General features: G+C 54.0%; 19 protein-coding genes. 12 read left to right on the top strand and 7 right to left on the bottom strand.

Features of this window, described 5'->3' with window-relative positions:
• The first annotated feature begins 205 nt into the window (after positions 1-205).
• Positions 206-2,305, top strand: a complete 2,100-nt coding sequence (locus TH19_RS04080) for a methyl-accepting chemotaxis protein (protein ID WP_114101052.1) — start codon at positions 206-208, stop codon at positions 2,303-2,305.
• Between the two features lie 98 nt (positions 2,306-2,403).
• Here TH19_RS04080 and TH19_RS04085 read toward each other — a convergent pair whose 3' ends face one another.
• From TH19_RS04085 to TH19_RS04110, 6 genes are all read right to left on the bottom strand, one after another.
• Positions 2,404-3,570 carry an adenosylhomocysteinase gene (locus TH19_RS04085; RefSeq protein ID WP_114101053.1) on the bottom strand — a complete coding sequence of 389 codons (1,167 nt, stop codon included), beginning with the start codon at positions 3,568-3,570 and terminating at the stop codon, positions 2,404-2,406.
• 121 nt (positions 3,571-3,691) lie between these two features.
• Positions 3,692-4,396, bottom strand: coding sequence for a glutathione S-transferase N-terminal domain-containing protein (locus tag TH19_RS04090; RefSeq protein ID WP_114101054.1), 705 nt, complete (start codon positions 4,394-4,396; stop codon positions 3,692-3,694).
• A 244-nt stretch (positions 4,397-4,640) separates the two neighbouring features.
• Entirely contained in the window at positions 4,641-5,081 is a 441-nt protein-coding gene (gene cynS / locus TH19_RS04095) for a cyanase (protein WP_114101055.1), read from the bottom strand.
• A 37-nt stretch (positions 5,082-5,118) separates the two neighbouring features.
• Positions 5,119-6,045: an ABC transporter ATP-binding protein gene (locus TH19_RS04100; protein WP_114101056.1), complete on the bottom strand. Its 927-nt coding sequence runs from the start codon at positions 6,043-6,045 to the stop codon at positions 5,119-5,121.
• An 11-nt stretch (positions 6,046-6,056) separates the two neighbouring features.
• The gene (gene ntrB, locus TH19_RS04105; RefSeq protein ID WP_114101057.1) at positions 6,057-6,887 is read right to left on the bottom strand and encodes a nitrate ABC transporter permease; all 831 of its coding nucleotides are present in this window, start codon (positions 6,885-6,887) and stop codon (positions 6,057-6,059) included.
• Between the two features lies 1 nt (position 6,888).
• The gene (locus tag TH19_RS04110; protein ID WP_114101058.1) at positions 6,889-8,337 is read right to left on the bottom strand and encodes a CmpA/NrtA family ABC transporter substrate-binding protein; all 1,449 of its coding nucleotides are present in this window, start codon (positions 8,335-8,337) and stop codon (positions 6,889-6,891) included.
• 211 nt (positions 8,338-8,548) lie between these two features.
• On the opposite strand from TH19_RS04110, the gene TH19_RS04115 reads away from it, so the two are divergent.
• The 8 genes from TH19_RS04115 to rbsK all read left to right on the top strand — a co-directional run bounded on the left by TH19_RS04115 (position 8,549) and on the right by rbsK (position 17,079).
• A complete protein-coding gene (locus TH19_RS04115; RefSeq protein WP_114101059.1) occupies positions 8,549-10,492 on the top strand; it encodes a sigma 54-interacting transcriptional regulator in 1,944 nt (647 codons plus the stop codon).
• A gap of 165 nt (positions 10,493-10,657) precedes the next feature.
• Positions 10,658-10,852, top strand: a complete 195-nt coding sequence (locus TH19_RS04120; protein WP_114101060.1) for a twin transmembrane helix small protein — start codon at positions 10,658-10,660, stop codon at positions 10,850-10,852.
• A gap of 42 nt (positions 10,853-10,894) precedes the next feature.
• On the top strand, positions 10,895-11,467 hold the full coding sequence (locus TH19_RS04125; RefSeq protein ID WP_114101061.1) for a cob(I)yrinic acid a,c-diamide adenosyltransferase: 573 nt from the start codon (positions 10,895-10,897) through the stop codon (positions 11,465-11,467).
• 243 nt (positions 11,468-11,710) lie between these two features.
• Entirely contained in the window at positions 11,711-12,460 is a 750-nt protein-coding gene (locus tag TH19_RS04130; RefSeq protein ID WP_114101062.1) for an electron transfer flavoprotein subunit beta/FixA family protein, read from the top strand.
• 15 nt (positions 12,461-12,475) lie between these two features.
• Entirely contained in the window at positions 12,476-13,411 is a 936-nt protein-coding gene (locus tag TH19_RS04135) for an electron transfer flavoprotein subunit alpha/FixB family protein (RefSeq protein ID WP_114101063.1), read from the top strand.
• Positions 13,412-13,479: 68 nt separating this feature from the next.
• Positions 13,480-14,367, top strand: a complete 888-nt coding sequence (locus tag TH19_RS04140) for a 3-hydroxybutyryl-CoA dehydrogenase (protein WP_114101064.1) — start codon at positions 13,480-13,482, stop codon at positions 14,365-14,367.
• Positions 14,368-14,530: 163 nt separating this feature from the next.
• Positions 14,531-15,997 carry a xylulokinase gene (xylB, locus tag TH19_RS04145; protein WP_114101228.1) on the top strand — a complete coding sequence of 489 codons (1,467 nt, stop codon included), beginning with the start codon at positions 14,531-14,533 and terminating at the stop codon, positions 15,995-15,997.
• Between the two features lie 158 nt (positions 15,998-16,155).
• Positions 16,156-17,079 (top strand): ribokinase, encoded by a 924-nt coding sequence (rbsK, locus tag TH19_RS04150; RefSeq protein ID WP_114101065.1) that lies wholly within the window; start codon positions 16,156-16,158, stop codon positions 17,077-17,079.
• A gap of 20 nt (positions 17,080-17,099) precedes the next feature.
• Here rbsK and TH19_RS04155 read toward each other — a convergent pair whose 3' ends face one another.
• Positions 17,100-17,660 carry a TlpA disulfide reductase family protein gene (locus tag TH19_RS04155; RefSeq protein WP_114101229.1) on the bottom strand — a complete coding sequence of 187 codons (561 nt, stop codon included), beginning with the start codon at positions 17,658-17,660 and terminating at the stop codon, positions 17,100-17,102.
• Between TH19_RS04155 and argH the strand changes: the two genes are divergently transcribed.
• The 3 genes from argH to lysA are packed head-to-tail and all read left to right on the top strand — an operon-like array spanning position 17,651 to position 20,519.
• On the top strand, positions 17,651-19,108 hold the full coding sequence (argH, locus tag TH19_RS04160) for an argininosuccinate lyase (protein ID WP_404969477.1): 1,458 nt from the start codon (positions 17,651-17,653) through the stop codon (positions 19,106-19,108). The genes TH19_RS04155 and argH overlap by 10 nt on opposite strands.
• Positions 19,105-19,251 (top strand): LPS translocon maturation chaperone LptM, encoded by a 147-nt coding sequence (lptM, locus tag TH19_RS22395; protein WP_147250709.1) that lies wholly within the window; start codon positions 19,105-19,107, stop codon positions 19,249-19,251. Before argH ends, lptM begins: the two co-directional genes overlap by 4 nt.
• Positions 19,248-20,519 (top strand): diaminopimelate decarboxylase, encoded by a 1,272-nt coding sequence (gene lysA / locus TH19_RS04165; protein ID WP_114101067.1) that lies wholly within the window; start codon positions 19,248-19,250, stop codon positions 20,517-20,519. The genes lptM and lysA overlap by 4 nt, the downstream gene beginning before the upstream one ends.
• The last annotated feature ends 33 nt before the right edge of the window (positions 20,520-20,552 follow it).

Below are 20,552 nucleotides of genomic sequence, written 5' to 3' on the forward strand. Positions count from 1 at the left end.
TGCATTGCGAACCGTGGCCCCTGTGACCAACGAGGGCAAACTTGGCCCGTCAACCTTGACGGGCCGCTTTTCTATATCAACCTAAAGTATGATATATTTTACACTTACCTCTAGTGATAGACTGCACTGATATAAACACAGAAGCCTGAAAATCTGTGGGAAATAGGCCCAATTGCCGTTCAGGGAAAAGGGGAGGAACGTTTAAATGAACCATACCTCTGCGATGCCGGAAAATACAATCTATGCGCGAATAAGCGAAACCAAAGATCTCTTTGCACAACATGCAGATCGGATCGCTGAAAGCCTGATTGCAGAACTGCTTGGAACAGGACAAAGCAGCGCGGATAAAAGCGCGCCGCAAACCCTTGTTCCTGACCTTGCCAAACAATTTCGTGCGCTGGCCGCTGCGACATCGGCGGACGTCTTCAATCACTGCTTTGCCAACCATGCGCTGGCCAAGGCCGCTTCCGATCTGACACCGGATGCAATCGTCCTTGCCTATTACAAGGCCGCCGCAAATTGCGCTGCATTGGCATCAAGCACCAAGGGCATTCGCCCGACCCCGGCCCTGCTGGATGCGGCACGTTGCGTCCTGATGGCTGACATGGGCAATCTGATGGGCAACCTGCAACGACAGGCATCCCAACAGCGGGCATCGTCGGAAATTCAATCGATGTCTGAAATCATCGAACGCGAAACCGACAACATCATTTCCGAAGTCGGCTTTCAGGCCGGGCGCACCAACGATGTTGCGCAAACAATGGAAAAGGATGCCGGCGAGTTATCCCAACTGGTTGAACGCATCACCTCGACCACCGAAATCGCCAGCGGCAATGTCGCCACAGTCGCGTCCGCGACCGAGGAATTGCAGGCATCAAGCCACGAAATTGCCGAACGCATTCACAAGACCAACGACATCGCCGGTCAGGCCGTGATCCGTGCGCAGGAAACATCGCATACGATGAACAGCCTGTCAGAAACCGCAAGCGAGATCGGCAAGGTTGTTGATATCGTCAAACGCATTTCCGATCAGACCAAGATGCTGGCCCTGAACGCCACCATCGAAGCCGCACGCGCCGGGGATGCAGGCAAGGGCTTTGCCGTGGTCGCCAACGAGGTCAAGAACCTTGCGACCCAGACCGAAAAGGCAATCCTTGATATCAACTCCCAGATAACCGCCATTCAGGGTGCAACATCCGAGGCCGTAACCGCGATTGAGGGCATCGGTGGCGCAATTGACGAGGTCAGCCAGCTTTCTGCCGATATATCGGCATCGGTAGAGCAACAAACAGCGGCAATCGGCGAGATTTCGACCAGTGCGCAAGAAGTTTCCACCCACATGCGCGGCATTTCCAGTGACATTGAACTGGCAAGCCAGAAGTCACAGAACGCCAGTGAAACCGCAGAAAACCTTCGTATTCTGGCATCCAACATTCGCAATGATATCAATGAAATGGAAAGCCGTTTCCGGACTGTCCTGCGCAGCACGGAAAGTGCCAACCGACGCCACGAAGACCGCGTTCCGATTGCGGTTGATATCAAGGTTGATTTTGGCAGCGGAGACATCCGCAATGGTGTCACCGCCGATATGTCGATGGCAGGGCTTCTTGCCCGCATTGATGCCGCAGAAAAGGATCGTAACAAGCCGATCACGATCACCATGGTCGACGGTACGGTTCTGCATGGCGTAATCAAGGCTGTTTCGGCACTGGGCACCCATGTTCAGTTTACCGAAGTCGACGAGAAGGCCACCCAGGTCATTATGGGCCATCTTAAGAAAACCCACGATCACGACAACAAGATTGCCGAACTTGGCAAACAATTATCCCTTGATCTGGCAAAGGTTCTTGAGTCCGGTCTGCGCAATAACGAGATCAAGCGCGAAGACCTGTTTAACCCCCGTTATGAACCGGTTTCAGGCAGCGATCCGAAACAGTTCATCACGCCATACATCCCGTTCACGGACCGTCATTTCACACCACTTCAGGAAGCGATCCTTGAAAAGGACAAGCACATCGTCTTTGCCGCGGGTGTTGATTTCAATGGCTACCTTCCAACCCATAACAAAATCTATAGCCACCCCCAGCGCCCCGGCGAGGCCGCCTGGAATATGGGCAATTGCCGTAACCGGCGTATTTTTGATGACCGCGCCGGCTTGATGGCAGCACGCAACACCAAGCCGCATCTGCTGCAAACCTATTTCCGCGACATGGGCAATTCCGTCGTCTTCATGAAGGAATGCGACGTCCCGATCATCGTGAATGGCGAACAGTGGGGCAACCTGCGGATCGGTTACCGCGCCTAACCCCTCGGAACCGAGCAAACAATAAAAAGAAAACACCCCGGTTCATAACCGGGGTGTTTCAATATTGGCGCCAACACCGGCAATAATCCGGTGAAAAATCAGCTGTGCGAATGCAGGATTGCCTCGGCAATTTCGCGTTCGATTTCGGCCGGATAATCATAGAAGCCCGGCTTGAACGACGCCGCCCCACCCGATGCCAACCAGTCAATGCCACGGATCAGAATGGCCGAGAACGGATCAAACAGATCCTTGCCCGAACCGCCCATGCCAGGTGCAAGGTTCAAAAGGCTACCGCGGTTCAGCAAATAGACTTCGCGGCTGTTATCAAACTCAAACTTCTCGATATAGCGGCGCATTTTCGTGCGTTTCTGGGTATCAAGCCAGGCAACGTCGATCTCGGTATTGGAATGACCGACATTAACCAGAATGGCGCCACGACGGGCCTGCTTGATCTGCTTTTCGCCAAGAATGCCCGAAAGGCCGGTTGCCGTCACAATGATCGCACATTCCTTGATGCCATCTTCAAGACTGACGACACGGCATCCGTGATGCTGGGCCTCAAGGGCGCGCACCGGATCACGTTCCGCAACCGAGACCACCGCACCAAGATTGCGCGCACGTTCGGCAACACCACGCCCAACCGGACCAAAACCGATTACCAGAACCGAACGACCATACAGCGCAAGACCGGTTACGTTGGAAAAGACCGGCCACATTTCCTGGGCCACGTGATGGCGGTTATGCAGGCGGTCCTTGATCGCGATGTCGTTCCAGTTAAAGACCGGGAACGAATAATCGAGCTTTTCAACGCGGTGAACGCCCGTCGTCGTGGCTTCAAGCGCACCATCAACTTTATGACCTTTTTTCACGAAGGCCTCGATCAACTCGCCGCCCATATCGGCAACGATATCGGCCGGCTCGGACGACAGGATATCAATGCTTTTGGCGTATTCTTCGGGCGTCATACCGGAAAAGGCATGAACCTCGACCCCGTTTGCCGCCAGATAGGCCGCCGCGACATCATCGGTACTATCGGGATTGCACGCCCCGACCTTGACCTTTGCCCCGGCCTTTACGAAAGGCAACAGGGTCGGAATGGTGTCTTCAAGCACGTGCTGGAAACTGACAATCGTCTTGTCGCGCAGATCGCGTTTGGCGACATAGTTTCCATATTTCGCCGTTACCGGGCAGATGACTTCACGCCATGCAAGCGTCTCGTCATTGATCTGGGCGGCAAGGGCGGCGTCCTTGATGCGGCTGGTCATCGATGTGTCTCTTGAATTTCATGGGGCCAATAAACTCCCCACTTGTTAATGGCTGCCTGACCGGATGGAAAGCATTTCTGACCATCCGGTCAATTTTTAGCATGGCAGCACACAAGCAATCCTAGTCGCGTGCCGGAATATCAAGCCCGCGCTGAACCGCCGGACGAGCAAGTCCGCGTTCAAGCCATTGCGGCACATTGGACAATTTATCAAACTCGACCAGATCGCCTGCGCCATAGAAACCGATCAGGTTCCTGACCCAGCCAAGGCTTGCGATATCGGCGATGGTATATTCATCCCCCATGATCCAGTCACGCCCCTCGAGACGGGCTTCAAGTACGCCCAAAAGGCGCTTGGATTCGGTGACATAGCGATTAAGCGGTCGCTTGTCCTCGATCTCTTTGCCTGCAAATTTATGGAAGAAACCGATCTGACCAAACATCGGACCGATGGCCGCCATCTGGAAATAAACCCACTGGATGGTTTCAATCCGCGTTGCCGGATCAGATGACAGGAACTTGCCGGTCTTTTCCGCAAGATATTGCAAAATCGCCCCGGATTCAAAAAGCGCAAGCGGTTTGCCACCCGGTCCGTTCGGATCAAGAATGGCCGGAATTTTCCCGTTCGGATTAAGCGACAGGAATTCCGGCGTCCAGGTTTCATCCTCGCCGATCTTGATCAGGTGCGGTTCATATTCCAGTCCGGTTTCTTCAAGCATGATCGAAACCTTGACCCCGTTCGGAGTCGGCAGAGAATAGAGCTGAAGTATATCGGGATTTGTTGCCGGCCAGCGTTTGGTGATGTCGAATGCGGACAGGTCTGCCATCTGATTTCAATCCTTGTTGGTGGGCCCAATGATCGCAAAACCATGAAACAGGCTTTGCATACAGGCAATTACATATCTTCAGGATTTAGCAGATCAGGACCATTTCGCCAGTACCGGCAGCCAAGACTTTGGAACAACTCCAAACGGAACGGACCCGCCAGATAAAACAGGCGGGCCCGACCGGACTGCGACATCGCGATATATTACCCCGCAAATGTCACGTATTTCCGTTTGAAATCACACCTTACCAGGCGCGGTATTTCAGGAATTTGCCATCAAGGGTAATGACAACGCGGTCACCCTTCGGGTCTTCCTTGCGTTCGATATACATTTCGTAATCGATCGCACTCATGATGCCGTCGCCGAACTTCTCGTGGATAATTTCCTTGATGGTTTCACCATACACACCAACGATTTCATACAGGCGATAGATTGCCGGATCGGTCGGCACTGCCTGATCCCAGATTTTCATCGGGGATTCCTGAATGACAGCCGATGCTTCGGGTGGCAGATCAAACAGGGCCACCAGCATGTCGGCCTTGTCTTTCGGTGCCGAATTCATGCCAAAGCAAACAGACGTCGTCCAAACCGGGGACATACCGATCTTGCTTGCGATCTCTTCCCAGCCAAGCCCTTTGGCTTTTTTGGCGTCGAGGATCATTTCTTTGATGTCAGCTTTTTTCATGGGTTTACTCCACTTCTGATACAGCACGTTGTTTTGATTAGTCGGCGTTATTGACCGCGCGCTTGCGCGCATCGGGCTTGCCGCCTGTTTCTGATGAAATTTCCGCCCCGGCATTTGCCCCGAAACGGACAATCTTCGGTGCAGCTTGCGTGTCACCATCCTGTTTTCCGGCAAGTTCACGTGACCGTTTGGCAAGGAACTCGACCAGATGATTTCGGATATCGTAGTAATCGGGATGATGGATAATGTTGGCCCGTTCGCGCGGACGCTCGATTTCGACCTGAACGGATTCTGCAACCCGGGCATAGGGACCGTTGGTCATCAACAGGATGCGGTCCGCAAGCAGGATGGCTTCGTCAACATCATGGGTGATCATAAAGACCGTCTGATCAGACCCCGACCAAATCCGGATCAGTTCATCCTGAATACTGCCACGGGTCAGCGCATCAAGCGCACCGAATGGCTCATCGAGCAAAAGCAATTCCGGCTGGATCGCAAAGGCACGTGCAATCGACACACGCTGGCGCATCCCGCCAGACAGTTGCGAAGGCTTGCGCAGTTCTGCCCCACCCGCAAGACCGACCAATTCGAGATATTTCATCGAATGATCGTGAACCTGCTTCTTGCTCCAGGACTTGTAACGTGCCTGAACGGCAAAGGTGACGTTCTTGAGTGCTGAAAGCCAGGGCAGCAGGGAATAGTTCTGAAACACGATCCCGCGATCCAGACTTGGGCCAGAGACCTCCTTGCCATTCATGATGACAGCGCCGTCGCTGGGTTCGTCCAGACCTGCAAGAATGTTCAGGATCGTTGATTTGCCACAGCCGGAATGGCCGATGATGCAAACAAACTCGCCCTTTTCGATGCCAAGATTGACGTTTTCAAACACCGTCAGGCTTTCCCCACCCTTGGGGGCCTGAAAACGTTTGGTAAGATTTTGTACGCTCAGGAATGGCGTCGACATATCAGGTCTCCTTATTCCTGGTACTGCACAAGACGTGCGCAATAGGCGAATGCGGTATCAAGCAACATGCCGACCAGACCGATCATCAGGATCGAGAACACAACACTGGTCAGATCAAGGTTGTTCCATTCGTTCCAGACGTAGTAGCCAATGCCGGTTCCACCGACGAGCATCTCGGCTGCGACAATCACCAGCCATGCAATCCCGATGGAAATGCGCATTCCGGTCAAAATGGTCGGGGCTGCCGCCGGAAGAATGACAATCCATGCCGTTTTGAACGCCCCAAGTTCGTGGGTTCGCGCCACATTGACCCAGTCCTTGCGCACCCCGGCGACACCAAATGCGGTATTGATCAGCATCGGCCAGATCGAACAGATGAAGATGACAAAGATTGCCGATGCCTGGCTGTCCTGAATGACGAACAGTGCCAAGGGCATCCACGCCAAAGGCGAGATCGGTCTAAGCACCTGAATAAAGGGATCAAGCGCCTTATACATCAGGGGCGACATCCCGATCAGAAAACCGATCGGAATGGCAAGTGCGGCGGCAAGGAAATAGCCGGTCAGAACACGATACAGCGAATAACCGATCTGGATGCCAATCCCCTTGTCGTTGGGGCCTGCATCATAGAAAGGATTGCTGAGTTCTTCCCACGCCTTGCCGATCACTGCCGAGGGCGGTGGCACGGCTGCCTTGGGCTCTGCCCCGCCCATCAGAAGTTCATATTCGGTAAGTTCGCCAGAAAGATTTTGCTTCGGGCTGGCGGCCTCCCAAAGGCCAAGGAAGACCGCCAATAGCACGAGTGACAAAACCAAAGCCCTGGCATTCAAGGATGCCAGCATATCAGCTTACCCCTTTGCCAATCGCAAAGCTGTTGACATAGGCTTCGGGCTGATCGGGATCAAAGGTCTTGCCCATGATCGTATAGCTTTTATAGGTCGAAGTCGGAGCCTCATATCCAAGGTCTTTCATCACCTTGGCACAATCGGTCGCGACATAGACTTCTTCGGCGATTTTCTTGTAATCGATATCGCCTTCGATATAGCCCCAGCGCTTCATCTGGGTCAAAATCCAGACGCCCATCGAATGCCACGGGAACGGATCGAAATCGATGCGATCAGGAACGTTTTTAACTTCGCCCAGACCATCGGCATAACGACCGGTCAGGACCTGTTCGATCACCGGAACCGGCTGGTTCAGATAGTTGGCCGGCGCAATCGCCGCCGAGATTTCCTTGCGGTTTTCCGGTTTGGCTGCGTATTGGGTCGCATCAACAATCGATTTCAGAAGCGCGCCATAGGTGTTTGGCAGTTCTTCGGAAAATGCCTTGGAACATGCAAATGCACAGCACGGATGGCCTTCCCAGATATCCTTGGTCAGGGTGTGCAGGAAGCCGATTTTTTCCCAAACCGCACGCTGGTTGAACGGATCGGGTGACAGATAACCATCAAGGTTACCAGCACGCAGGTTTGCGACCATCTCGGGCGGCGGAACAACGCGAATCTGGATGTCTTTATCCGGGTCCAGACCATGTTCCGCGACATAGTAACGCAGCAGGAAGTTGTGCATCGAATATTCGAACGGCACACCAAACTTGAAGCCTTTCCACTGTTTTGGATCGCGCTTATCAAGATGGTCATTGTGCAGAACGATGGCCTGACCGTTGATGTTTTCAACCGCGGGCATCAGGAACGGAGTTGCGGTTGATCCGGCCCCCATCGAAATCGCCAACGGCATCGGGGTCAGCATGTGCGACGCGTCATATTCATTATTCAATGACTTGTCACGGGCCACCGCCCAGCCAGCGGTTTTGATGACATCAACATCAAGACCGTATTTTTCATAAAAACCCATCGGCTGCGCCATGATAATCGGCGTCGCGCAGGTGATCGGAACAAAGCCGATATTAAGTTTCGATTTTTCCGGCGTGCCAAGATCATCAAGAATGGCTGCCTTGACCTTGTCAATTGGCAGGACCGATGCCAATGCCGCCATCATGGTGCTGCCACCAACCATCTTGGCAAAGGAACGACGCGAAATTTCATTGTGCCCGAAAACCGAGCGGACAATCGCGCTGTCGATGGCACGATCAAGGATTTCTTCGCTGCTTTCCGGTGCCTTCGCGGCCATATCGCTATGTGCCGGCATCGACGCCAGATCGTGTTTTACGCCATGATCATGTTCAGCATGTTTATGCCCACCGCTTGATGCACAAGCATCGCAGCCACAGGACTTGCTATGACGCAGGTCGGTATCGCCGCTAAATGGATCACCCAGACTTTTGACTGACATTTGATCACCCCCTGTTTTGTTACGCCGTCGTTTGACAGCACCAGATATTCAGTCGGGGTATCAGCAACGGGCGTGCCAGTTTATTGCATTGCGGTATTTTCGTTGAAAACGCTGGACTCTTGGCAAAACAGCAGGCAACCTTGCCATATACGAAAAATCGTAATTTACGATAATTCGTAATCACAACTACGAATTATCGTAGGAAATACAAATGAACCACGACGTAAATCAATCTGTTTCAAGGTCTTTGGAGTCACTGCACCTGCAAGCTTTGCTGGCGCATACGCATCCGACAATTCTGGTGCACCCCAAAACCGACAGCATTATCTTTGCCAACGAGGCCGCAGCAAAGCTTCTGGGACGCAGCATTGACGAGTTGAAATCATCGCGGATGAGTGCGCTGCACAAGGGGCAAGTACCCAGCCTTGTCGTCTTTAGCCAGGCCGCCCTTTATCACGGTTTTGCATGGACCCGCGGGTTGGATTTGACCCGCCCGGACGGAACCGAACTGAAACTTGAACACGAAGCCCGCGCCATCATTCTTGATGATGAAGAATACCTGACTGTCACCATCTCGGACCTTGATGCACGCCACCGCCGCGATGTCGATTCCGAGGCCGATGATTATCTGCGCGAAGGCATATCGGAATGGCGGCGCGCCGAACGGTTCTTTCGCGAGATCGAGCGCGAAAACCAGTTGATTCTGGGCGCTGCGGGCGAAGGGATTTATGGCGTGAATTCCGATGGCGTCACCACCTTTGTCAATCCGGCGGCCGAACGTATGCTGGGCTGGACGGCAGAGGAACTGGTGGGCAGGGAAATTCATTCGATCATTCACCATTCCCATGTTGATGGCGAACCCTATCACGCGGCGCAATGCCCGATTTACAACGCCTTTCGCGAAGGCATCGTGCGACGTGTGGATGATGAAGTCTTCTGGCGCAGCGATGGCAAACCGATCCGGGTTGAATACACATCGACCCCAATCCGTGACCATGGCCTTGTCATCGGCGCGGTCATTGTCTTCCGCGATATTACCGAACGTAAAATCGCCGAGGAAAAACTGCATATCGCCCTGGCCGAAGTCGACCGACTGCGCGAACGACTGGAACTTGAAAACGCCTATCTTCAGGAAGAAATCCTGTCGACCAACAACCACCATGAAATCATTGGGCAATCCGATGCCATTCAGGGCGCCCTTAAACAGATTGATCTTGTTGCCCCGACCGATGCCAACGTTCTGATTACCGGGGAATCAGGAACCGGCAAGGAACTGATTGCACGCGCCATCCATCAGGCCAGCACACGGTCCGATCGCGTTCTTGTCCGCGTGAACTGTGCGGCCATCCCGCATGAACTGTTTGAAAGTGAATTTTTCGGCCATGTCCGCGGGGCCTTTACCGGCGCGATCCGCGACCGCGTCGGACGGTTCGAGTTGGCAGATGGCGGCACCCTGTTCCTCGATGAAGTCGGTGAAATCCCGCTCGAACTTCAGGGCAAGTTGTTGCGCGTCCTACAAGATCAGAAGTTTGAACGCATTGGCGAGGAACGCACACGTGAAGTCAATGTGCGCCTGATTGCCGCGACCAACCGCGACCTTAAGGAAGAAGTCCGTCAGGGACGTTTTCGCGAAGACCTTTATTTCAGACTGAATGTCTTTCCGATTGAATGCCGACCTTTACGCGAACGACCCGATGACATTCCGCCACTTGCCGCCCATTTCCTGCGCAATATCTGTCAGCGCCTCAACATTGCCCAACCGACACTGACCAAGGGACAGGTTCATGTCCTGCAAAATTATGGCTGGCCGGGTAATGCCCGTGAACTTGAAAACGTGATCGAACGGGCTGCCATTCTGGCCCATGACGGCAAGCTGCATTTCGACCTGCCCGATTTCAGCACCAGCAAAAAGCCGCCCGCACCAAAACCCGCCCCCACACCCGCACCAATCAAATCGATCCTGACCCGCGAAGAACTGCGTCAAAGCGAATATGACAATATCATTCGCGCCCTGACCGAAACACGCGGCAAAATTTTCGGGAGTAACGGTGCGGCAACGCTGCTTGATATCAAACCAACAACACTGGCATCGCGTATCAAGAAATTCAAAATTGATCGCCGCGACTTTGCCCATGACAGTAAAAGCATCGAATAAAACCGAAAAACTCCCATCTGCGGTTGCCTGCGCCAACAGTTTGACGCAGCATGACACCCCTCGGAACCAAGTTTAAAAAATCAGACCTTCGCGAAATGCCTGCACCCCGGTTGCACGACCCTGGCCGCGGGATAAATTCGAAGGCAACAACAGGGAAGAACAAAGATGGCTGCATTTCTTCAGATTGGCGTGCTGCTGGCGATGGGTGCCGTGGCAGTCGTTCTGGTACTGGGCATCATTTCGATGGCGCGCGGCAAGGATGCCCGCAAGTCCAACAAATTGATGCAATTGCGCGTATTGCTTCAGGCCGTCGCCTTGTTGCTGCTGTTTATTTTGTCGATGATGGCACTTGGCAAATAAGCCCCGCACATTCTCCCACCTGAATTGGATATCGGACGACAGATGGTTCAACTCACCCGCATTTACACAAAATCCGGCGACAAGGGTAAAACCGCCCTTGGCAATGGCACCCGCGTTCCCAAAAACTCTGTGCGTGTCGAGGCATATGGCACCGTTGACGAAACCAATTCCGTGATCGGCGTTGCCCGCCTTCATGCCGAAGGCGAAGTTGATGCAATGCTGGCCCGAATCCAGAATGATCTTTTCGATCTGGGCGCAGACCTGTGCACGCCTGGCGATGGCAGTGACGACAACCCCGAACAACCGGCCCTGCGGATCATTGCCAAACAGACAGAACGCCTCGAACAGGAAATTGATCAGATCAATGCCGGCTTGGACCCGTTGAAATCCTTTGTCCTTCCGGGTGGCAGCGCACTGTCTGCGCAGCTTCATGTTGCGCGTACTGTATCGCGTCGCGCCGAACGTCTTATTGTTGAACTGGCCGGGATCGAAGCCATCAATCCGGAGTGCGTACGCTATATCAACAGACTGTCAGATCACATGTTTGTCCTTGCCCGACACGCAAATAACGGCGGCAAGGACGACATTTTGTGGCAACCCGGCCTGACACGGTAACGAAAAATAATTGGATAAAACCCTGTTAATCGGCGGATTTGTGCCGTATCAAGGTTGAGAAGGGCATCAAAATCTCAGTAAAGAAGTTATCGTTAACGTCAACCTCTTTACGTAAATTGACAACCTGCGAAGCACCCCCTATTGTGCATCGCGGGGAAAACAGTAACATGCGGGCCGCAGCAAACTGCCTTGGCAGGGAGCAGAAAGCCCATAGTTTCGACAACAAAAACGAACAGGTCTGTCATGAAGGTTCTTGTCGCCGTTAAGCGCGTTGTGGATTACAACGTCAAGATCCGAGTCAAACAGGACCAGTCTGGCGTTGAATTGAACAACGTCAAAATGTCCATGAACCCGTTTGACGAAATCGCCGTTGAAGAGGCTGTCCGCCTCAAAGAAGCAGGTACTGCGACCGAAGTGGTTGCTGTATCGCTCGGCGTTAAACAGTGCCAGGAGACCCTGCGCACCGCCCTTGCCATGGGTGCCGATCGCGGCATTCTGGTCGAAACCGAGGATGAGCTGCAGCCGCTTGCCGTTGCAAAACTCCTGAAAGAAGTCGTCGCCAAAGAAAACCCGGATCTTGTGATCCTCGGTAAACAGGCGATTGACGATGACGCCAACCAGACTGGCCAGATGCTGGCTGCTTTGCTGGATTGGCCGCAGGGTACTTTCGCATCCAAAGTTGCCATTGCTGATGGCAAACTTGACGTTACCCGTGAAGTCGATGGCGGCCTTGAAACCGTCAAGCTTGACCTTCCGGCGATCGTCACCACCGACCTGCGCCTCAATGAGCCGCGTTATGCGTCGCTGCCAAACATCATGAAAGCCAAGAAAAAGCCGCTCGACACCCTGAGCCCGGCCGACCTTGGTGTTGATACCGCGCCGCGCCTGAAAACCCTGAAAGTGACGGAACCGCCGGCACGTCAGGCAGGTGTCAAAGTTGCCGACGTCGCAGAGCTTGTCGACAAGCTCCGCAACGAAGCAAAAGTAATCTAAGCGGGGATCAATAAAATGAGCATTCTTGTTATTGCCGAACACGACAATACCGAACTGAAGGCAGGCACGCTTAACACCGTTGCCGCTGCCCAGAAGATCGGTGGCGACATTACTGTCCTCGTTGCTGGTGAAAATTGCCGTGGTGTTGCAGACGCAGCTGCCAAGGTTGCCGGTGTTTCCAAGGTTCTGGTTGCAGACAATGCAGCATATGGCCACTTCCTGGCCGAGAACATTGCAGGCCTCGTCACCGAACTTGCTGATGGTTACAGCCATGTTCTGGTTCCGGCTTCGACCTCGGGCAAGAACTTCATGCCGCGCGTAGCAGCATTGAAAGACGTCGCACAGATTTCTGACATCACCGATGTCGAAAGTGCCGATACCTTTGTTCGTCCGATTTATGCCGGTAACGCACTGGCAACCGTGCAGTCGACCGACGCACTCAAACTGATCACCGTTCGTACCACGGGCTTTGATCCGGTTGCTGCCGAAGGCGGTTCTGCTGCCATCGAAGATGTTGCTGTTGTTGCCGATGCCGGCAAGTCCAGCTTCGTTGGCCAGGAACTGACCGAGTCGGAACGCCCGGAACTCACCGCCGCAAGCGTTGTCATTTCCGGCGGTCGCGGCATGGGTTCGGGTGAAAACTTCCACCTGATCGAACCGATTGCCGACAAACTCGGTGCAGCTATTGGCGCTTCGCGCGCTGCGGTTGATGCCGGGTATGCTCCGAACGACTGGCAGGTCGGCCAGACCGGCAAAGTTGTTGCACCGCAGCTATACATTGCTGTAGGCATTTCGGGTGCTATTCAGCACCTTGCCGGCATGAAGGACAGCAAGGTCATTGTCGCAATCAACAAGGACGAAGAAGCACCGATCTTCTCGGTGGCGGATTACGGCCTTGTCGGTGACCTGTTCGAAGCCCTTCCCGCTCTGGCGAGTGAACTCGACAAATAATCTGATCCCTATTAGGGTCAAAGCAATGAATTCTGTTGTTTTGACCCTAGGGGACGAGTGGGGAACAAATGGCTTCGTTGGAAGATATTAAAACCATTGGCGTAATTGGCGCCGGTCAAATGGGCAATGGCATTGCGCATGTGGTCGCCCTTGCCGGTTACGACGTCCGAATTCTCGACATCTCGCAGGATGCCCTTGATAAGGCCATCGGCGTGATGGACAAGAACATGGACCGTCAGGTCAAGAAAGAGCTGATTACCGCAGCGCAAAAAGATGCTGCACTTGCACATATCTCAACCGGAACGGAATACTCCTTCCTTTCGGATTGTGATCTGGTGATCGAAGCGGCAACCGAGAACGAAGAGATCAAGAAACAGATCTTCAAGGCTCTTTGCCCAGTTCTTGGCCCCGAAGCCATCATCGCGACCAACACTTCCTCGATCTCGGTGACCCGTCTGGCATCCTATACCGATCGCCCGGCGAAGTTCATGGGGATGCACTTCATGAATCCGGTGCCGCTGATGAAGCTGGTGGAACTGATCCGTGGTATTGCCACGGACGAGACCACCTATCGCACCATTCATGAACTGACCAAGAAACTGGGCAAAGACACGGCAAGCGCCGAAGACTTCCCGGCCTTCATCGTCAACCGTATCCTTCTGCCGATGATCAACGAGGCGATCTACACCCTTTATGAAGGTGTGGGTAACGTCGAATCCATCGACACGGCATTGCGTCTGGGTGCGAACCATCCGATGGGCCCGCTGCAACTGGCTGACTTTATCGGTCTGGATACCTGTCTTTCGATCATGCATGTCCTGCATGACGGTCTGGCAGATACCAAGTATCGCCCTTGCCCGCTTCTGGTCAAATATGTCGAAGCCGGTTGGCTTGGCCGCAAGGTTGGCCGCGGCTTCTATGACTATAGCGGTGACGAGCCGGTCCCGACCCGCTAGGGGCTGCTTTAAAACATTCGCATTTTCAAATTAAAGCCGCTGAAATCTTCAGCGGCTTTTTTTGTTGCAATCAGACGGCCAAACATCTGGAATACAGGAAAATCCAACCCGCACAAATGTGATGCCGGGACTGAAGGAAAAAGAAGTCTGGAGGCCGTCCGAAATGTTTCTCGGGATTGATGTCGGCACATCGGCCGTCAAGGCCCTGTTGATTGACGAAAACTCGGCGACGATTGCCGAGACAGATGTTCCTTTGTCTGTTTCCAATCCCCACCCGTTCTGGAGCGAACAGAACCCGTCCGACTGGTGGAATGCCACCCTTCGCGCCATTGATGAACTCCATCGCCAGAACCCGACGGCCATCGCAGCCACCCGTGCCATCGGCCTGTCAGGCCAGATGCATGGCGCGACACTGCTTGATGTGCATGATCGACCGCTGCGTCCCGCGATCTTGTGGAATGACGGACGCGCCAAACAGGAATGTGACGAGCTTGATGCCCTGCTGCCGGATTTGGGCTATCGGGCCGGTGTCGCCACCATGCCGGGCATGACTGCACCCAAAATGATCTGGCTTCGCAAACACGAACCTGACCTGTTTACAAAGATCAAAACCATCTTGCTGCCCAAGGATTACATTCGCTTTTGCCTTTCCGGGGAAAAGATCACCGAAATGTCGGATGCCGCAGGTACATTGTGGCTTGATGAAGCACAACGCGACTGGAACGAACAGGCTGTTGCCGCCTGCGATATTTCGATGAATCAACTTCCGACCCTGGTTGAGGGGTCAAACATTGCAGGCACCCTGCGCGCCGAATTGGCCAATCGCTGGGGCATAAAACCCGGAACCATCATTGCCGGTGGTGGCGGCGATGCGGCCACGGGTGGTATTGGTGTCGGGGCTGTACGCCATGGCGATGGCTTTATCTCGCTTGGCACCTCATCCCAGATATTTGTCGCGTCCGACAAATATCGCCCGAAGCCCGAAGAATTGCTGCACAGCTTTACCCATGCCATTCCCGGCCACTGGTTCCAGATGGCGGTGCTGCTGAACGGTGCAAGTTGCCTGCAATGGGCGGCAAAGCTTTTGGGTGAAAGTGATATCGGTGCCCTGCTTGATCGGGTGGAAGCACACCATCATGCGCCGTCGGATATTTTGTTCCTGCCTTATCTGAACGGTGAACGTACGCCGCACAACAATCCTTATGCACGCGGAGTATTTTTCGGGCTTGGCAGTGACACATCACGCGAAACACTGGTTCAATCGGCTCTTGAAGGTGTCGCTTTTGCCCTTTCAGACGCGCAATCACGCCTGCACGCCGCCGGAACACGTTGTGCATTACCCGGTGTGATTGGTGGCGGTGCGCGCAGCCGATACTGGACACAGCTTATTTCTGACATCATGGGTGGTCCCCTCGCCCGTTATCAAGGCGCGGCGAAGGGACCGGCGTTTGGTGCGGCGCGACTGGCGCGATTGGCACTGGGTCAGGAAAGCGTCGAGGAAGTCTGCCAGAAACCTGTGATCGAGGAAGTCATCGAACCCGATATGTCCCGCCATGAATCCTATCAGCCACGATTTGCAAAATTCCGCCGCGTTTACACCGCTCTTGCAGAAGAATTTACCCCGTCCTGAAAACATCCCCGTCTTTGGATCCTTCCCGCTTTGCCGTCAAACAGCGGCATCAATATTTTTTAATCGTAATATCCTGTTTTGATCCGAAACCTTCTTTAAACCACTGATCTGGTACCAATATTAGTATGAGTATTAGTTTTCTGCCATTTGGATAGGTCATGAGTATTGTCGTCGTCGGAAGTTCGAACATTGATTTTGCAGCCCGTGTTGCGAAGCTGCCCCAACCCGGTCAAACCGTCCTGTCCAAGGGATACATATCCGGTCCTGGTGGCAAGGGCTGCAATCAGGCACTTGCTGTTGCCCGGCTGGGCGTTCAACCGATCTTTATTTCGAAGATTGGCGATGATGCGCTTGGACGGCAGTTGATTGAAAGTCTGGCTTCTGATGGCATGGATACCAATCATTTGATCATTGCTGACGCAGCACAGACCGGAATGGCATTAATCTCGATTGATGAATCCGCTGAAAACATGATCACCGTTGTTGGTGGGGCCAACATGACGATGACCCGAGCCGACCTTCATGAAAAACAGGACCATTTGCGCAATTGCGACTATTTGCTGTTGCAGCTTGAATGTCCTGTGGTCGCGGTTGATTGCGCCATCAAATATGCCCGCGAAGGCAACGCCAAGGTCATCCTTGACCCTGCCCCGGTTCAGGATCACATGGTCATGCGCGATCTGTTGGCCCTGACCCATATCGTCACCCCCAATAACAGCGAATGTCGGGCCATTACCGGCATTGATCCGGTTGATATAGAATCAGCAGTCAAAGCAGCCGCCATCCTGCATGAAATGGGGCCTGAAACCGTGATCATTAAAATGGGCAGCAAGGGGGCCTATTACTCGTCTGGCGGCGAGACAGGCATGATCCCGTCCTTTACCGTCGATGCAATTGACACCGTTGCCGCCGGAGATTGCTTTAATGCAGGCCTTGCCGTGGCCCTGCATGGCGGGCAGCCCTTACCCGATGCGGTACGCTTTGCCTGTGCGACAGGTGCGCTTGCCACCACCCGTAATGGCGCAGCCGACGCGGCACCAAACATCGAACAGGTCCTGTCACTGATCGAAACAGGGCACTAGGAAAGCAGCTTTGAATTTCCTCAGGACGCCTGATCAATCAGGTCGTTGAAATAGGTAATGACATCGGGCGCATCCCAAAGTGCGATGCCTTCAAGCTTGCCGCGAACCACACCATTGGCATCAATCACAAAGCTGGTCGGAAGGCCGCGCGCGCCCATCTTGCGCGCGGTTGCGCCGCGCGGATCAAGAACAACATCCAGGTTCTCGATTCCATTCTTTTCAAAGAATTCCGTAACGGCCGCCGCACCACCCCGATCCTGACTAAGAGCCAAAAGACGGAACGGTTTGCCATCCATCTCGGCAGCCAACCGGTCAAGTTCCGGCATCTCCTTGACGCATGGCACGCACCATGTCGCCCACAGATTAACCAGAACAACCTGTCCTTTCAGGCTGTTAAGCGCAATTTCCTGATCATTTTCATCGACAAATGTTACGCCTTCGGGCAAAGAACCGCCATCAGATGGGACAACCATCTTTGAAAGTTCTTGCGGGAATTGCGTATCTGCAAAGGCAGGGGTTGCATAAATGCCCGATATGGCGACAATCACGCCAAGTTTTACGTAACGAAGCAATGCCTTCACAATACCCAACCTTTCCAAGACTGCGGATCAAAATGACCGATCAAAACGCCACCGACCAGAAAAACGCCAACTCCCTGTGGGGAGGTCGCTTTGAAGCAGGCCCGTCAGCCATCATGGAAGAAATCAATGCTTCCATCGGCTTTGACAAACGCCTTTACGCCCAGGACATCCAGGGTTCCAAAGCCCACTGCGCGATGCTGGTCAAGCAGAACATCATTCCCGCAGAAGATGGCGAAAAGATAACCAATGGTCTAGACCAGATCCTTCAAGAAATCGAGAGCGGTCAGTTCAACTTCTCAAGCGCGCTTGAAGATATTCACATGAACGTCGAAAGCCGCCTGCGCGACCTTATCGGTCCGGCAGCCGGTCGCCTTCACACCGCACGTTCGCGTAACGACCAGGTCGCAACCGACTTCAAGCTTTGGGTTCGCGACGTTGCCCTTGCCGATCTGGAAGCCGGTCTGAAGGGCCTTCAGGACGCCCTGATTTCGCAGGCAGAAACCCATGCGGAAACCATCATGCCGGGCTTCACCCATCTTCAAGCAGCCCAGCCGGTGACCTTTGGCCACCATCTTCTGGCCTATGTCGAGATGTTTGGTCGTGACCGTGGTCGCGTCGCCGATTGTCGCACGCGCGTGAATGAAAACCCGCTGGGTTCGGCCGCCCTTGCCGGGACGCCTTATCCGATTGACCGTCATATGACAGCAAGCGCGCTTGGCTTTGATCGCCCGACCGCGAACTCGCTTGATGCGGTGTCGGATCGTGACTTTGCGCTGGAATACCTGAACGCTGCCTCGATTGCTGCCATGCATCTGTCGCGTCTGGCCGAAGAAATGGTCATCTGGTGTTCGGCACAGTTCCGCTTTATCGGCATGTCCGACAAGTTTTCGACCGGCTCGTCGATCATGCCGCAGAAACGGAACCCGGATGCCGCCGAACTGATCCGTTCGAAAATCGGCCGTATTGTTGGTTGCTATAACTCTTTGATGCTGTCGATGAAGGGCCTTCCGCTGGCCTATTCAAAAGACATGCAGGAAGACAAGGAACCGGTCTTTGAGGCCCATGACCACCTTGGTCTGTGCGTTGCGGCCATGACCGGCATGGTTGCCGATATGAAGGTCCATGCCGATAACATGCGCGCTGCTGCCGGGGCCGGTTACACCACCGCGACCGACCTTGCAGACTGGCTTGTGGCTGAACTTGGTATGCCGTTCCGCGAAGCCCACCATGTGGTTGGTGCAACCGTGAAACTGGCAGAATCCAAGGGGTGCGACCTTGATCAGCTTCCGCTGGAAGATCTTCAGGGGATCGAGCCGAAAATCACCAATGCAGTTTATGACGTCCTGACGGTCGAAGCATCGGTTGCTGCCCGTCAAAGCTTTGGCGGAACGGCACCGGTTCGCGTCAAGGAATCGGTCAAGGCTGCAAAGGAAAGGTTTTTGAAATGACCGCATCCTTGCTGAAACGCAGTACCGTTTTCACGCTGGCAATCATGCTGGGTCTTTCGGTTGCGGCATGCGGCAAAAAAGGCCCGCTTGAACCGCCGACCGAAAAAGGCAACGAATATCCAAGGGACTACCCCGCGAAATGAACCATTTTGAATATATTGATGGCGTGCTTCACGCCGAAGGTGTCTCGATCAGCGAGATGGCAGACAAAGTCGGCACGCCGTTTTTCTGCTATTCCACGGCGACGCTTGAACGTCATTACAATGTCTATGCCGATGCATTCGAAGGCCTTGATGCCACTGTCTGCTTTGCGGTCAAGGCAAACTCCAACCAGGCGGTCCTGAAGACCCTTGGCAATCTTGGTGCCGGTGCCGATGTGGTATCGGTTGGGGAAATGCGCCGCGCCCTGCGTGCCGGTATTGATCCTGCCAAGATCATCTTTTCAGGTGTTGGCAAGGCCGATGCCGAAATGCGCGAGGCCCTTGATGCCGATATTGCCCAGATCAATGTCGAAAGCATCCCGGAACTCGTCGAACTGAACCGCGTAGCCATCGAGATGGGCAAAAAGGCGCGCATCGCGCTTCGCATCAACCCGCATGTTGATGCCAAAACCCACGAAAAGATCGCTACCGGCAAGGCCGAAAACAAATTTGGCATCGACTGGACCCGCGCGATTGAAGTTTACCGCGATGCAGCGGCAATGGATGGCATCGAAGTCACCGGCATTGCCATGCATATCGGTTCGCAACTGACCGACCTTACCCCGTTCCGCGAGGCATTTACCCGCCTTGCCGGTCTGGTCGAGCAGCTTCGCGAAGAAGGCATCCACATTCGCAATCTTGACCTTGGTGGCGGTCTTGGCATTGCCTATCAGGGTGAAACACCACCGCTTCCCGATGCCTATGGGCAGATGGTTCGCGAAACGGTTGGTCATCTTGGTTGCCACATCACCCTTGAACCGGGCCGCCTGATTGCCGGAAATGCCGGCATCATGGTATCGCGCGTCATGTACATCAAAGACGGCGAAGCCAAACGTTTCGTCATCCTTGATGCGGCGATGAATGACCTGATCCGCCCGACACTTTACAGCGCCTATCACGAAATCATCCCGGTTGATGAACAAGGCGAAGATGACGTGCAGGCGACCGTTGATGTGGTTGGTCCGGTTTGCGAAACCGGCGACACCTTTGGCAAGGATCGCAAGCTTCCTGACGACCTTAAGGCAGGTGATCTGGTCGCTGTCATGTCGGCAGGTGCCTATGGCGCGGTGATGTCGTCGACCTACAACACCCGTGCGCTGACCCCGGAAGTTCTGGTCAAAGGCAACAATTTCGCGATTGTTCGCCCGCGTCAGGAAATTGATCAGCTGATCAATATGGATCAGATCCCGGCCTGGCTCGGCAACGAATAAGCTGTCAGAAAGCGCCCATAAAAGATTTTCAGG

Source organism: Thalassospira profundimaris, assembly GCF_003326675.1.
Lineage (GTDB): Bacteria > Pseudomonadota > Alphaproteobacteria > Rhodospirillales > Thalassospiraceae > Thalassospira > Thalassospira aquimaris.